Origin of the sequence: Nonomuraea sp. NPDC049637 (genome assembly GCF_040675235.1) — a bacterium.
In the GTDB taxonomy this organism is placed as follows: Bacteria; Actinomycetota; Actinomycetes; order Streptosporangiales; family Streptosporangiaceae; genus Nonomuraea.
In genome coordinates, this window is the sequence record NZ_JBFAOM010000039.1 from 56914 (window position 1) to 71404 (window position 14491).

General features: G+C 73.4%; 13 protein-coding genes. 2 read left to right on the plus strand and 11 right to left on the minus strand.

The genetic code is table 11. The annotated features are described in order from the left end of the window. Window positions 1–16: 16 nt before the first annotated feature. Entirely contained in the window at window positions 17–964 is a 948-nt protein-coding gene (locus AB0J71_RS37840) for a YafY family protein (protein ID WP_352327139.1), read from the minus strand. A gap of 82 nt (window positions 965–1046) precedes the next feature. On the opposite strand from AB0J71_RS37840, the gene AB0J71_RS37845 reads away from it, so the two are divergent. Further along, window positions 1047–1754, plus strand: coding sequence for an alpha/beta hydrolase (locus AB0J71_RS37845; RefSeq protein ID WP_352327138.1), 708 nt, complete (start codon window positions 1047–1049; stop codon window positions 1752–1754). 26 nt (window positions 1755–1780) lie between these two features. Here AB0J71_RS37845 and AB0J71_RS37850 read toward each other — a convergent pair whose 3' ends face one another. After that, window positions 1781–2467, minus strand: coding sequence for a response regulator transcription factor (locus AB0J71_RS37850; RefSeq protein ID WP_352327137.1), 687 nt, complete (start codon window positions 2465–2467; stop codon window positions 1781–1783). A gap of 17 nt (window positions 2468–2484) precedes the next feature. Next, window positions 2485–3663, minus strand: coding sequence for a sensor histidine kinase (locus AB0J71_RS37855; RefSeq protein WP_364418825.1), 1179 nt, complete (start codon window positions 3661–3663; stop codon window positions 2485–2487). Window positions 3664–3803: 140 nt separating this feature from the next. Between AB0J71_RS37855 and AB0J71_RS37860 the strand changes: the two genes are divergently transcribed. Further along, a complete protein-coding gene (locus tag AB0J71_RS37860; RefSeq protein WP_364418827.1) occupies window positions 3804–5351 on the plus strand; it encodes an alpha/beta hydrolase in 1548 nt (515 codons plus the stop codon). A 51-nt stretch (window positions 5352–5402) separates the two neighbouring features. Here the strand turns inward: AB0J71_RS37860 and AB0J71_RS37865 are convergent, their stop codons facing one another. From AB0J71_RS37865 to AB0J71_RS37900, 8 genes are all read right to left on the minus strand, one after another. Continuing rightward, window positions 5403–7559, minus strand: a complete 2157-nt coding sequence (locus AB0J71_RS37865) for an alpha-L-fucosidase (protein ID WP_364418829.1) — start codon at window positions 7557–7559, stop codon at window positions 5403–5405. A gap of 141 nt (window positions 7560–7700) precedes the next feature. Next, a complete protein-coding gene (locus tag AB0J71_RS37870) occupies window positions 7701–8558 on the minus strand; it encodes a GNAT family N-acetyltransferase (RefSeq protein WP_364418831.1) in 858 nt (285 codons plus the stop codon). Further along, window positions 8555–9529 carry a hydroxyacid dehydrogenase gene (locus AB0J71_RS37875; protein ID WP_364418833.1) on the minus strand — a complete coding sequence of 325 codons (975 nt, stop codon included), beginning with the start codon at window positions 9527–9529 and terminating at the stop codon, window positions 8555–8557. Before AB0J71_RS37875 ends, AB0J71_RS37870 begins: the two co-directional genes overlap by 4 nt. Then, the gene (locus AB0J71_RS37880) at window positions 9513–10544 is read right to left on the minus strand and encodes a dihydrodipicolinate synthase family protein (protein WP_364418835.1); all 1032 of its coding nucleotides are present in this window, start codon (window positions 10542–10544) and stop codon (window positions 9513–9515) included. The genes AB0J71_RS37875 and AB0J71_RS37880 overlap by 17 nt, the downstream gene beginning before the upstream one ends. Beyond that, window positions 10544–11566 (minus strand): NAD-dependent epimerase/dehydratase family protein, encoded by a 1023-nt coding sequence (locus AB0J71_RS37885; protein WP_352328756.1) that lies wholly within the window; start codon window positions 11564–11566, stop codon window positions 10544–10546. Before AB0J71_RS37885 ends, AB0J71_RS37880 begins: the two co-directional genes overlap by 1 nt. Further along, window positions 11566–12411 carry a carbohydrate ABC transporter permease gene (locus AB0J71_RS37890; protein ID WP_352328755.1) on the minus strand — a complete coding sequence of 282 codons (846 nt, stop codon included), beginning with the start codon at window positions 12409–12411 and terminating at the stop codon, window positions 11566–11568. The genes AB0J71_RS37885 and AB0J71_RS37890 overlap by 1 nt, the downstream gene beginning before the upstream one ends. Next, window positions 12408–13262 (minus strand): sugar ABC transporter permease, encoded by an 855-nt coding sequence (locus AB0J71_RS37895; protein WP_352328753.1) that lies wholly within the window; start codon window positions 13260–13262, stop codon window positions 12408–12410. Before AB0J71_RS37895 ends, AB0J71_RS37890 begins: the two co-directional genes overlap by 4 nt. Beyond that, window positions 13262–14485: a sugar ABC transporter substrate-binding protein gene (locus AB0J71_RS37900; RefSeq protein ID WP_352328751.1), complete on the minus strand. Its 1224-nt coding sequence runs from the start codon at window positions 14483–14485 to the stop codon at window positions 13262–13264. The genes AB0J71_RS37895 and AB0J71_RS37900 overlap by 1 nt, the downstream gene beginning before the upstream one ends. Window positions 14486–14491 lie beyond the last annotated feature (6 nt).

The following is a 14491-nucleotide window of genomic DNA, read 5'->3' on the forward strand; positions in this document are numbered from 1 at the left end:
CCTTCGCCGGCCCCCCTCATTCGGGGGTCTGGTCCAGCAGGCTCTGGGCCAGGCGGCGGACGGCTGTGCGCAGTTCCGGCGGCGACAGGATCGTGAACGGGAAGCCGAGCCCGGCGAGCATGGTGGCCATGCCGTCCAGGGACTCGGCGCGCATCCGCAGCAGGACGCCGTCCGGCGTCTCGGTGAGCGTGGCCACCGACGGCGGGACGCGACGGGCCGCCTCGGCGAGGGGCACGCCCAGGACGACCTCGACGGGATGCGCGTACGGCACCCGGGCCAGCGACGCGGTGACCTGCCGCACCGGGTCGGACTCCTGCGGGATCTCGTAGGAGGCCGTCCCCGGGACGACGGAGGAGATCCGGTCGAGGCGGAAGGTGCGCAGCTCGCCGGACAGGTGGTCGAGGCCGGTCACGTACCAGCGGCCGGAGTGGAAGACCAGGCCGTGGCCGTCCAGTTCGCGTTCGGTGGTGGAGCCCTTCCAGGAGCGGTAGCCCAGGGTGACCCGGCGGCGGTCGCGGATCGCGGCGGCCAGCGTCAGCACGGCCCGGCTCGCGGGCGTGCGCGCGGCGCGGGCGGCGAGGGTGAAGTCGAGGGTCTCCTCCAGCGCGCCGGCCTGCTGCCGCAGCGTGGCCGGCAGCACCCGGCGGATCTTGGCCAGGGCGGCCTCGGTGGCTTCGGCGGCCAGGCCCAGGCGGCGTCCGGCGAGCAGGCCGAGGACCACGGCGGTGGCCTCGTCGTCGGTGAGCATCAGCGGCGGCAGCTTGTAGCCGGGCATCAGCCGGTAGCCGCCGTACCTGCCGCGCTCGGCGGCGACCGGGATGCCCAGGTCGGCGAGCCGGACGGCGTAACGGCGGACGGTCCGTTCGTCCACGCCGAGCCGCTGGGCGAGGTCGCGGCCGCCCAGCACGTGGTGCGCCTGGAGCAGTTCGAGCATCGCCAGCATCCGGGTCGCCGGATATGACACAGGTCACCCTCTCAATCCGGGCGGGTTCTGTCCGCTTTCGGCTTTAGCGTAGCGACATCGGCTCACTTGGAAGGACGACGAGATGGCGAACTACGTGCTGGTGCCCGGATTCTGGCTCGGGGCCTGGGCCTGGGACGAGGTGGCGCACGAACTGCGCGCCGCCGGGCACCAGGTGCGGGCGGTCACCCTGACCGGGGTGGCGGAGCGGGCCGGCGAGCTGTCGCCGGAGGTCGGCGTGGAGACGCACGTCGCCGACATCCTGGCGGCGATGGACGGCTGGGACGAGGTCGTCCTGGTCGGGCACAGCGGGGCGAACGTCCCGGTGACCGCGGTCGCCGACCGGCATCCCGAGCGGCTCAGCCGGGTCGTCTACGTGGACGCCGGGCCGCTGCCGTCCGGGGCGGCGGTGATCGACTTCAACGACGAGGACACCCAGAAGGCCTGGCGCGCCCAGGTCGGGGACGGCCACGCGCTCGACGTGCCCGCCTACGAGCAGGGGGCGGGCAAGTTCGCGGGCCTGACCGAGGAACGATGGGAGCAGATCCGCGCGAAGGCGACGCCCCAGCCGTGGGGCGCGGCCGTGCAACCGGCGCAGCGGCCGGAGCGGATCCCGACGACGCCGAAGACCCTGGTCGCCTCGACGATGCCGATGGCGATGATCCGCGAGCTGATCGACTCGGGGAACCCGGCGTTCGCCGCGCTCGGCACGCCCGAGTGGACGTTCGCCGAGCTGCCGACCGGGCACTGGCCGATGTTCTCGCGCCCGGCCGAGCTCGCCGCGCTGCTCTGACGTCCCCGGGTGCCGGAAAGGCCGGGTCAGCGTGGCTTTCCGCGGACGGGGGGCTGCTCGGGCGGGCGCGGCGTGCCGTCCAGGTAGGCGAGCACGGCGCGGACGCGGCGGTGGCCGGAGTCGTCCGGGGACAGGCCGAGCTTGGCGAAGACGTTGCCGATGTGCTTGTGGACGGCGTTGTCGGAGATGCGCATGCGCTCGGCGATGGTGGCGTTGTCGTGCCCCTGCGCCATGAGGGCCAGGGACTCCCGCTCGCGGGCGGTCAGGGCGGCGAGGGGGTCGTCGGCGCGGCGGGCGAAGAGCTGGGCGACGACTTCGGGGTCCATCGCGGTGCCGCCCGCCGCGACCCGCCGCAGGGCGTCGACGAACTCGGCCACCCGGCCGATGCGGTCCTTCAGCAGGTAGCCGATGCCGCCGCGGCCGTCGGCGAGCAGTTCGCCGGCGTACTCGCGCTCGACGTACTGCGAGAGCACCAGGATCGGCAGCGCGCCGTGCTCGCGGCGGGCCCGCAGCGCGGCGTGGATGCCCTCGTCGCGGAACGACGGCGGCAGCCGCACGTCGACGATGGCGATGTCGGGGTGGTGCTCGGCGACGGCGAGCAGGAACGCCTCGCCGTCGCCGACGACCGCGACGACCTCGCAGCCCCTGGCCGCCAGCAGCAGCTTCAGCCCGCCGGCCAGCAGGACGTTGTCCTCGGCGATCACGACCCGCAAGGGACCTCCTTCGACGGTCACGGCGCGCACGGCATCCGGACGGCGAGCGTGGTCGGGCCGCCCGGCGGGCTGTCGAGGCGCAGCGTGCCGTCGAGGGCGGCGACCCGCCGGCGGATCCCGGGGATCCCGGTGCCGCGCGTCTCGTCGGCGCCGCCCCTGCCGTCGTCGGCGACCTCGATGGACAGCACGTCGCCGGCCCGCTCGATCCGCAGGGACGCCCGCGTGGCGGCGGCGTGCTTGGTCACGTTCGTCAGCGCCTCGGCGATCACGTAGTAGGCCACCGTCTCCACGGACGGCGGCAGCGCCCCCAGGTCGGCGAGCTCGATGTGCACCGGCACGCTCGACCGGGCGGCCAGCGCCGTCAGCGCGCCGTCGAGCCCGCGGTCGGCCAGGATCGGCGGGTAGATCGTCTGGAGCACCGCGCGCAGCTCGGCCATCGCCTCCTCCGTCGTCTCGTGCGCCTCCTGGAGCAGCAGGGCGACCGTGTCCGGGTCGTCGGCGAGCGACTCGCGGGCCAGGCCCAGGTGCATGGCGATGGTGACCAGGCGGGCCTGCGTCCCGTCGTGCAGGTCGCGTTCGATGCGCTGGAGCTCGGCGCCGTGGGCGTCGACCACGCCGACCCGGCTTCTGGTCAGCACGTCGACCCGCTCGGTGAGCCGCTCGCGGGCCGACGGCGCCAGCAGCGCCAGGGACAGCCGCGCGTGCAGCCGGGCCAGCGCGGGCAGCCCCCACCAGGCCGCCGCGCCGAGGACGACGATCTGGGCCGACCCTCCGGCCAGCGCGGTCGCCCAATCGTCGACGGGGACGTCGAAGAACGAGAACAGCGTGGGACGCGCGTCCGCCGGGAAGGCCTGCCACGCGACCATCGCCACGGCGGCGACCACGATGTTGCCCAGGCACAGCAGGGCGGCCAGCCCGAGCGGGAACCCGGTGGCGACGTGCGCGAGCGCCCAGGCGAGATCCCGCCGCCCGCCCGGCGCCCCGCCGGCCGGGACGCCGAGCAGCCGGCCGGCCCGCCGGCGGTGCCAGGCCGCCCAGCCCCGCCCCGCCGCCGGCGCGAGCAGCACCGGGAGCGCGAGCGCCGTGGCCACGGCGGTGGCCAGCGTGCCCAGCAGGTAGGCCGAGCCGGACGCCGGCCGGGCGAGCGAGCCGGACGACGGCCAGGACCTCGAACCGGGGAAGGCGCGGTCACGCATGCGCACCTCCTCCTGACCTGCGTACACCGGGGCACCAGTATCCCGTCACCGTTCGCGGCCGGACACTACAGCGGGCTGTACCAAGGGCGTGCGGCCGGCTGTATCGTGCCGGGCGGCCGGTCGGAATAGCGTCCCCGGCCATGAAACCGACACGTGTGCGGCCGCTCGGCCGTCTGGTCCGGGCCGTCGCCCTGATCGCCCCGATCGCCCTGTCCGCCGCCGTCGCGGCCCCGGCCGGAGCCGCCGCCGGAGCGCCCGCGGCGACCGGCCGGAAACCTCCGGCGCTCGACTGGAGACGCTGCTCCCAGGGCCCGGACGACGCCGTCGGCAGGCAGCTCGACCAGGCGGGCGGGCGCTGCGCGGAGCTCGCCGTCCCGCTCGACCACTCCAGGCCGGGCGGCCGCAGCATCAAGCTCGCGCTGTCCCGCATCCCCGCGAGCGACCGCGCCCATCGCATCGGCACGCTGGTGCTCAACAGCGGCGGCCCTGGCGAGAGCACGCTCGGCATGCCCCTGCGGACGCGCGCGGCCATGAAGGACGTCGCCGCCCGGTACGACGTCATCGGCCTGGACCCGCGTTTCGTCGGGCGCAGCACGCCGCTCGACTGCGGCTGGCCCATCGGCCTGTGGCTGCGCTCGGCCGGCTCGACCCGCGCCCGGTTCGACCACCAGGTGGCGGTGCAGCGCGACCTGGCCGAACGCTGCGCCCGGCGGCACGCCGACGTGCTCCCGTACGTCAACACCCGCGACACGGCCCGCGACATCGACCTCGTGCGCCGCGCCCTGGGGGAGCGCCGGATCTCCTTCCTCGGCTACTCCTACGGCAGCTACCTGGGCGCGGTCTACACCCAGATGTTCCCCGGCCGCACCGACCGGGTGGTCCTGGACAGCGCGGGCGACCCGGACAAGTGGGGCCCGAGGGCCATGCGGGGCACCGAGGACGAGGCGGACCGCGCGCTGCGCGCCTGGGCGTCCTGGGCCGCCGGACGCGACGGCGCCTACGGGCTCGGCGCGACCCCTGCCCGGGTGCTCGCCACCGTGGACACGATCGTCGTCGCCGCGGCGGAGCGTCCGCTGCGCGTCGGCGCGTACGAGGTGGACGACCAGGCGGTCCCGTACCTGCTGTCCGTCGGCTCCGCGAACGACCGTCCCGAGGCCCGCGCCGAGTTCGCCGCCACCGTCCGGACCCTGAACGAGGCCGCGCACGGCCGCCCGGCCGAACCCGGCGCCGAGCTGGCCGGGTTCCTCGCGTTCGTCCTGACCAGCGCCGGTTCGCCGCTGGCGAGCCCGGCCGCCGCGATCACCTGCGGCGACCGGGCCGCGCCGGGCGACCCCGACGTCTACTGGGACGACGTCCAGCGCAGCCGGGCGCGGCACCCGCTCTTCGGCCCGGTCAGGAACAACATCTGGCCCTGCGCCTTCTGGCCCGCCCCGCCGCGCGAGCGGCTGACGCACGTCGCCAACCCCACCCCCGCGCTGATCGTGTCCGCCACCGGGGACACCGCCACCACCTACGAGGGCAGCAAGGCCATGCACCGGGCGCTGACCGGCTCCCGCCTGCTCACCCTGCGCGGCGCCATCGCCCACGGGATCTACGGCGAGTACGGCAACGCCTGCGTGGACGCCAAGGTCAACGCCTACCTGGCCACCGGCGCACTCCCCGCCGCCGACCAGACCTGCCGCCCCTGACCGCCCCGCCGATGGGCAGGCCGGTCAGGGGCTGGTGGTCCGCCGCCTGCGTCAGCGGCCTCTCACCCGTACCTCGGCCAGGGCGAGCGGGTCGGTGCCGGAGGAGAGCTGGATGCGCACGTGCCGGCCGGTGGTGCCGGCGGGCAGCTTGACCGTGCTGGGCCGGCCGGCCTGTTCCTGCACGTGCACGGCGGTCACGCCCGGCGTCGTGCGGGCCGCCTCCAGGCCGTCGGCGGTGATCGGCTGCTCGGAGGACATCACCCAGTAGTCCCGCAACCGTTCGGCGCAGCAGTCGGTGCGGTTCCAGATCTCGACGCTGTCCAGGGCGGCCGAGGCACCCAGGTCGACCTGCCACCAGGCTTCCCTGGCCGGTTCCTGGGTGTGGGTGACCGAGCCGTTCCAGAAGCCGCCGTCGGTGTTGCCGTCCACGGCCCGCGCGGCCGGGGCGTCGTAGCCGGTGCTCTGCTGGGTGGCCGGCTTGCCCTGGGCCAGGTTCGGCAGCACCACCGAGACGGGGATCCGGTACGCCGCGCGCAGCCGTCCGGACTTGAGCGTCGCCTGGATGCCGAGCGCGGCGGGCTGGGCTCCGGGCGGCACGGTCACGGTGACGGGCACCTCGGTGCTCGCCCCGGCCGCCAGGTGGCCGAGCCGGGTGCTCGCCGGGGTGACCGTCCACCCGTCGGGCGCGGCGAGGGTCAGCGTGGCCGCGCGCAGCGGCGTGGAGCCGGGGTTGGTGACGGTCACCTTGCCGGTGACGCTCTCACCGGCCTGCACGTGCTCGGGCAGGTCGGTGCCGAAGCGCGGCAGGGCCGTCACGCCGGGCGTCTCGATCTTGAACGAGTAGGCGTACTGCCCGGTCTCGGCGGGCGTGGTGACGACCACCCGGCCCTGCTCGTCGCGCTGCCACGGCAGCGGGCCGGCGTCGGAGCCGAGCAGCGTGATCCGCGTCCCGGGGCCCGCCGGCACGTCCGCGCCCAGCGTCAGCTGCTCGCCCGGCCACTTCAGCGCGGTCGCGTACAGGACGCCGTCCTTGACGGTGTACCGGACGTCGTCGGGGCCGCCCTTCTCCTCGGCGCGCGTCCAGTACGTGGTGCCGTACATGGCCTCGCCGTTGACCTTCAGCCAGGAGCCCATGTCCAGCAGCCGTTCGCGCTGCACGTCGGGGATGGTGCCGTCGGCCTTCGGGCCCACGTCCAGCAGCAGGTTGCCGTTCTTGCTGACGATGTCCACGAAGGAGTCCACGAGCTGGTCGGAGGTCAGGTAGTCCTCGACGGGCTCGTTCTGGTTGTAGCCGTAGGAGTGCGCGATGCCGCGGCTGGCCTCCCACTTGACGGGGTCGATGTCCGGCTTGACGGAGTACTCGGGCGTCTGGAAGTCCAGCTCGTGGCTCTCCAGCGCGCCGCTCTCGATCTTGCACCGGTTGGCGACCGCCACCTCCTTGCCCTTCTTGGCCGCCTTGTTGTAGTAGTCGGCGATCACCCCGGCGGTCTGCCACTGGGCGGCCGAGCGGTCCCACTGGCCGTCGCACCACAGGATGTCGGGGTCGTAGCCGTCGATCAGCTCGCGCATCTGCGGGAGCATGTAGTCCTTGACGTAGTCGCCCTGCTGCGGGGCCCCGGTGTAGGGCACCGGCTGCCCGGTGTACGGGTTGGTCGCCGGGTGGCCGGTGAACAGCGGGTTGTACCACTCCATGAGCGAGTAGTAGAAGCCCGCGCGCAGCTTGCCGTCGGCGCGGGCCGCGGTGAACAGCTCCTTGGCCAGGTCCCGCTTCGGGCCCAGCGCCATGGTGTCGCGCTCGCTCACCTTGCTGTCCCACAGGGCGACGCCCTCGTGGTGCTTGGAGGTGAGGACGAAGTACTTGGCCCCGGCGTCGTTGAAGAGCTTGACCCAGTCAGCGGGGTCGAACTTCTCGGCCTTCCACTGCTCGGCGAAGCGGTCGTAGGCGAAGTCCGGCCCGTAGGTGTCCCGGTGGTAGCTGTTGGTCGCGTTCCCGGGGGAGTTCATGTAGTACCAGTACCACTCGGCGTAACTGCGGCGCGGACCCCAGGCCGGGACGGAGTACGCCCCCCAATGGAGGAAGATGCCGAACTTGTCGTTGTTGAACCACTTAGGGGTCGGGTGACTGTTCAGGGATTCGACGGTGGGCTCGTAGGGGCCATCCGTGGCGGCCTGAGCGGGAGCGGGAAGACATCCGATGACACTGAGCATGGAGACGGCGAGAAGTCGACGTAAGCAGGCCATGTCCACTCCAAAGCGGGGAAGAGATTGGAGGAAAGGTAGCCCGATCTCCGTTCCCTCGGCAAGAGCTGTACGAAGATTCATCCGATGTCTGCTGGATAAAAGCGGCTGTCAGAAGTAGTCCGCCGGCCAGTGGGCCGCGTTCTCCGCGCCCACCACGGGCCCCGGATCCCCCAGGATCGCGCGGGCCATCCCCGTGCGGTCCCGCTCCCGGACGACGCTCGCGAACAGGTGCGGCAGAGCCGGCTCGTCCCAGGTCAGCCTGGCCCGGCCGGCACGGACGCCTCGGGCCGACGCCTCGGCGGCCAGCGCGGAGAGCACCCCGGCCAGGTCCCCGGCCACCTCCAGCACGTCGAGGACGCCGCCGTCCCACCGCACGGCGGCGTACCCGGCGTCCCCGGCCAGCAGCTCGACCGGGTCGCCGTACCAGATCGGCAGCCGGTCCCGCCAGTGCGCCTCGTCGCGCACGGCGGTCAGCGGACGCCGCGCGTTGTGCCGCTCGTACACCTCCCGCAGCACCGCCGCCTCGCCCGCCGGGATCCGGCGCAGCCCCCGCCCGGCCGGGCCGGTACGGCGCAACGGGCCGGACACGGTCCGCAGCTCGAAGCCGGTCCACTCCTTGTAGACCCCCGGCGTGCCGGTGAACAGCAACGACCACGCGCAGCCGTCGGCCGCCATCGCCTCGGCGGCCAGCGCCAGCAGCCGCCGGACGTGCCCGCGCCCGCGGACCGACGGATGGGCGGCGACGTTGGCCACGCCACCTGCCCGCACCTCGCCGCCCAGGCCGTCGTGGAGCCGGCGCGGCAGGTAGTACACGCAGGCCGACACGTCACCCGTCACGAACGTCCTGCCGTACCGGCCGGGGTCGGTCTCGTACAGGGGCACCACGTGCGGGGCGTCGAAGCAGGCGGCCCACAGCGCGTAGAGCGCCTCCCGGTCGCCCGGACGGGCGGTGCGCAGGGACGTCATCCCATCCTCCCCAGCAGCTCCGGCGTCACCTCGTGCGCCAGCGGCACGCCGCCGGCGTACCGGGCGATCTCCTCGACCACCACCCGGCCCTGACGGGCCCGCCCCGAATCGGTGCCGGCCGCCTGGTGCGGGGTGAGCAGCACGTTCGGCAGCGCGCGGAACGGGTGCCCGACCGGCAGCGGCTCCTCGTCGAAGACGTCGATCGCCGCGTCCAGCCGTCCCGCACGCAGCTCGGCCAGCAGGGCGGCCTCATCCACCAGCCAGGACCTGGCGGTGTTGACCAGCCCGGCGCCGTCGGGCATCAGCGCCAGCTCCCGCGCCCCGAGCAGGTGGCGCGTCTCCGGCAGCGCCGGGGCGTGTACGGCCACGATCCGGCTGGTGGACAGCAGCTCGTCCAGCTCCACCGCGCCCTCGTGGTACGGGTCGGCGACGGTGACCTCGGCGCCGAGCGCGCGGACGAGGTCGAGGTAGGCCCGGCCGGTCCTGGAGGCGCCGATGACGCCGATCGGGCAGCCGAGGATCTCCCGCCTGGCCGGCGCCCGCTCGGCCGCCTCCCACGGCACGCCGCCGCGCAGGGCGTGGTCGAAGCGGTGCACCTGGTGCAGCAGCGCCAGCGTGAACGTCAGCGCCACCTCCGCCACCGACCGGGCCATGGCCGCGCCCGCCTGCGTCACCCGGACGCCCCGCGCCCACAGCTCGCCGGTGACGAACGGCTTGACCGTCGCCCCGGTGTGCGCGACCAGCCGCAGCTCCGGCGCCCGGTCGAGCAGGTCGGCGGTCAGCGGCGGCACCCCCCACGACGTCACCAGCACCTCGGTGCCGGACAGCGCCTCGGGCAGCGCGCGGTGGTCGTCGAGCAGCCGCACGTCCCCCAGCGCCAGCAGGGCCGCGGGGTCGGGGAAGAACTGCGCGCGCAGCGACGGCGGAACGCTGACCAGGACGCGCACGGCGGAGTCAGCCGAGCCAGGCATCGCGGTGCTCCGCCACGAAGTCGTCGTCGGTCAGCCACGGGTAGGCGGCGCTGACCCGGGTCAGCTCCTCGGCCTGGCCGGGGGAGAGGCCCTCGTCCGGGTCCAGGCACCAGGTGCCGGCCAGCAGACCCTGCCTGCGCAGCACCTCGTGCACGCCGGCGATGCAGCCGGCGAAGGCGTTGGCGCTGTCGAAGACGGCGGCGTTGGCGTCGGTGAGCGCCGTGGCCCGGCCCCACCACCGCGCCGGGTCCTCGCGCAGGCCGTCGACCATCTCCACGGCCGCCCGGGTCCACACCGCCCACTGGCCCAGCAGGCCGCCGGCGAAGCGCAGGCCGCCGGGCAGCTCGGCCAGCAGGTCGCCGATGATGTGGTCGTCGTTGCCCGTGTAGAGGGCGACCTGGTCGGCCCGGTCGGAGGCGGCCACGCCGTGCGCCACGTCCAGCGAGCGGTAGCGGTCGAACGCCGCCACCTTCACCGCGACCGTGGAGGGCTGGTCGGCCAGGGCCCGCCAGAAGCCGCGCGACAACACCGGCCCGCCGATCGCCGCCTGGAGGTAGAAGCCGACCACCGGCAGCACCTCGCCCACGGCCCGCGCCCGCGCCAGCAGGTCGTCCTCGGAGGCGCCCGGCACGACCGGCGAGAGCAGCACGGCGTCGTACCCGAGCGAGGCGGCCAGCTCGGCCTCGGCCACCGCCTGCGCGGTCGGCCCGCACGCCCCGGCGACCAGCACCGGCCGCTCCCGCGCGGACTCACGGGCCGACTCATGAGCGACGTCGGCGGCCAGCCGCAGGACCGGCTCCAGCAGCCCGGCCCCGCGGATCTCGAACTGGGTCGTGTGCACGCCCACGGCCAGGCCGCCCGCCCCCGCCGCCAGGTAGTACCGGGTGAGCGCGGCCTGGCGGCGCTCGTCCAGCGTCCGGTCCGCGGTGAGCGCCAGCGGGTGGGCGGGGATGACGGTCCCCGCCCGCAGGCGCGAGAGCGCGGGATTCGGCAGGGCGGGATTCGGCGTGGGCATCAGAATCTCCCGTCTCGTACGGCGAACTTGGTGGGCTTGCCGGACGTCGGCAGCCCGGCGGCCAGCCAGTCGGCCTGCCAGTCGACCAGCGTGCCCAGCGGCACGGGCGGGTAGCCGAACAGGCGGTGGCAGAGCGTGGCGTCGTTCAGCAGCGCCGTCGCGGCCTCCGACCCCTCGAACGACACCGGCCTGCCGAGGCGCGCGCCGAAGGCGGCGGCCACCCGGCGCACCGAGGCGGTCTCGGGGCCGGTCAGGTTCAGCGTGAACGGCGTGCCCGCCGTCGCGTGGGCCAGCGAGCGCAGCACGACCTCGTTGGCGTAGCCCTGCCAGACCACGTTGACGTGCCCGGTCGTCACGTCCACCGGAGCGCCGGCCAGCACCCGCTGCCCGATGTCGGCCAGCACGCCGTACCGCAGGTCCACGGCGTAGTTGAGGCGGACGATCGTCACGGCCGTGCCGCGGGTGGCGGCCGCGTGCTCGAAGACGCGCTCGCGGCCGAGGCAGCTCATCGCGTACTCGCCCACCGGCCCGACCGGGTCGCCCTCGACGCTCCCGCCGGACGACAGGGGCACCAGCGGGTAGACGTTGCCCGTGGACAGCGCCGCGACGCGGGCGCCGCCGTACCGTTCGGCGACGCGGGCGGGCAGGGCCGCGTTGACGACCCAGGCCAGGTAGGGCGCGGCGGACGTGCCGAACTTCGCCCCGACCATGAAGACCACGTCCGCGGCGTCGGGCAGCGTGCCCAGGTCGCCGTCGAGCAGGTCGAAGGGGACGACGTCCACGCCGTGCGCGGCCAGCGCGCCGGCCGCCGCGCGGTCGGACCACCGGGAGACGGCGAAGACGCGGTCGGCGCCGCGCCCGGCCGCGTCCAGGCCGCGCCGGGCCAGACGGCACAACGTGGGCCCCATCTTGCCCCCGGCGCCCAGCACGACCAGGTCGCCGGAGCCGGCGGCGAGGTCGGCGACGAGCGACTCGGACGGGCGGGTGAGGTGTTCTTCCAGATCGTCGACGGAGGTGAACATCAGCCCTTGATCCCCGACATCGTGACTCCTTCGGTGAAATAACGCTGGCCGACCAGGTAGGCGGCGAAGATCGGTACGAACGCGACCGTGGCCCCGGCCAGCACGACGCTGAGCGGCACGTTCTCCGTCTGCAGGGAGGCGATGCCCACGGTCAGGGTGCGCATGTCGGCGCCGCCGCCGATGATGAGCGGCCAGAGCAGGTCGTTCCAGTGCCACAGGAAGACGAAGACGCCCAGCGTGGCCAGGATCGGCTTGCACAGCGGCAGGACGATCCTGATGAAGATCCGCCATTCGGAGGCGCCGTCGAGCCGGGCCGCCTCGAACAGCTCGTCCGGCAGGCCCATGATGAACTGCCGCATGAGGAAGACCGCCTGCGCGTTGGCCAGCGTCGGCAGGATCAGCCCCCAGTACGTGTCCACCCCGCCCAGCTCGGCGATGAGCATGAAGGTCGGGATGAGCGTCACGTGGTAGGGCACCATGACCATGGCCAGGAACGACCAGAACATGGGCTCGCGGCCGGGAAAGCGTTTCTTGGCGAAGGCGTATCCGGCCAGCGAGGCCAGCAGCAGCACGGCCACCACGCTGACCACGGAGTAGATCAGCGTGTTGACCGTCCAGGTGATCAGGTCGCGGCCGCCCAGCACCTCGCCGTAGGCGCTGAAGTCGACCGGCCAGGGCAGCATGCTCTCCGGGAACGTCACGGCCGTGCCCGGCTTCAGCGACAGCACGACCATCGCGTAGAACGGGAACAGCGTGACCGGCGTGGCGACGGCCAGCAGGACGAACCTGGCCACCTTGCCGCCCCTGGTCGGCTCCAGCGCCTTGTACGGGCGGTATGTCGTCACTTCGACCTCCCGATCATCAGGCGCTGGATCAGCGCGACCACGAGGGTCATGACGAACAGCGCGACGCCGATGGCGCTGGCGTAGCCGAAGTCGAAGTTCTTGAACGCCTGCTCGTACAGGGCCATGACCAGCGTGAAGCTGCCGTGCGCCGGGCCGCCGCCGGTCATCACGTAGACCAGGTCGAACACCTGGAAGGAGTTCGTCGTCTCGATGACGGCGACGAAGAACAGCGCGGGGCGCAGCTGCGGGGCCACGATGTAGCGGAAGCGCTGCCAGGTGGAGGCGCCGTCGGTGAGCGCGGCCTCCTCCAGCTCCCGCGGCAGGTCCTGCAGCCGGGCCAGGACGATGAGCATGCCGTACCCGAACCTGGACCAGACCGAGACGATCACCAGGGCCGGGATGACCAGCGTGGTGGAGGCCAGCCACGACTGCCCGGTGAGCTTGGTGATCGGCCCCTCGGAGGAGAACAGCCAGGTGAAGACCGTCCCGGCCAGGACCAGGCTGGTGACGACGGGCAGGAAGAAGACCGAGCGGAAGAAGGCCGCCCCGCGGAAGGCGCGGCGCACCAGCAGCGCCATGCCCACCGAGGCGGCCATCGACGCCGGCACGTACAGGATCGTGTAGATCAGCGTGATGCGCAGCGACTCCCAGAAGACGGGGTCGGCGGCCATCCGCCGGTAGTTGTCCACGCCGGTCCACTCCGGGCTGGCGCCGATGGAGGAGTCGAAGAACCCCAGCAGCACCCCGGCGACGGACGGGCCGAACCGGAACAGCAGGAACAGCAGGAGGCACGGCAGGACGAACAGCAGTCCGGTCCGCGCCTCCCACCGCCTGACGTCGATCGCCGCCATCAGCCACCCAGCAGCGCGTCCGCGGCCTTGGCCGCGTCGGCGAGCGCCTGCTCGGGCGTCTTCTTGCCGATCAGCGCGGCCTGGATCTCGGGAGCCAGGACGCCCATCACGTCACGCGCCTTCTCGTGCAGCGGCCCGGCCGTGGTCAGGTCCAGCGCCTTCTCCACCTCGGACTGCACCGGGTCGGCCGCGTACAGCGAGCCGGTGGACTTGCGCGGGGAGAAGTAGCCCGAGGCCAGGTCGTAGGCCTTGCTCGGGGCGGCGCCGGTGGCGAAGCCGATCCACTTGCCCGCCGCCTCCTTGTGGTCGGACGCCTTGAGCAGGGACAGCGAGCCGACCGTGCCGTAGGCGACCTGCTTGGCGTCGGTCAGCGGCGGCAGGACCTTGATGTTCTCCTTGCCCCAGAACGACTCGACGTCGGCGGGCAGCTGCTGCCAGGTGCAGGCCACCTTGTTCTGCGCGGTCCTGGTCTGCTCGAACTTGGGCAGCCCGGTCAGCAGGTCCTTCTCCACGTAGCCGCCGTCGGCCAGCTTCTTCAGGAAGGTCAGCGCCTTGACGCCCTCGGCGCCGCCGAAGGCCGCCGCCTTGCCGTCGGGGCTGAACACGTCGCCGCCGGCCTGCCACAGCAGCGGGTAGAACGACTGGTTGAGGGTGGCGGCGGGGTCGGCCCAGTAGTTGGTGACGTCGATGTCCTTGGCCTTGAACTTCGGGGCCAGGGCGAGCACGTCGTCCCAGGTCTTGGGGAACTCGGTGACGCCGGCGGCGTCGAACGCCTTCTGGTTGCAGACCAGCGGGTTGGCCGACATGAGGATCGGCGCGCCCATGACCTTGCCGTCGATGGTGACCGACTTCAGGGCGTTGTCCCGGTAGTCGGCCTTGTCGGCGAGGTAGGCGTCCACCGGCTCCAGCGTCCTGGCGTACTTGGGGAGCTGGTCGGGGATGAGGTAGACCACGTCCGGCGCCTTGTTGCCGGCGATCGCCGTGGACAGCGCCTCGTCGCGCTTGGCCCACGGGTAGATCTCGACCTTGACGTCGATGTTCGGGTTGGCCGCCTCGAACGCCTTGGTCTGCTCGTCCCAGAACGCCTGGTGCTTGGGCTGGTCGGCGATGTTCGGGTAGATCCACATGGTCACGGTCTGCTTCTCGTCGCCTCCGGAGCCGCCGCCGCAGGCGGTCAGCGTGCCGAGGGCGGCCGCAGCGGCGGCCAGCGCGCGCAGTCGCATGATGGT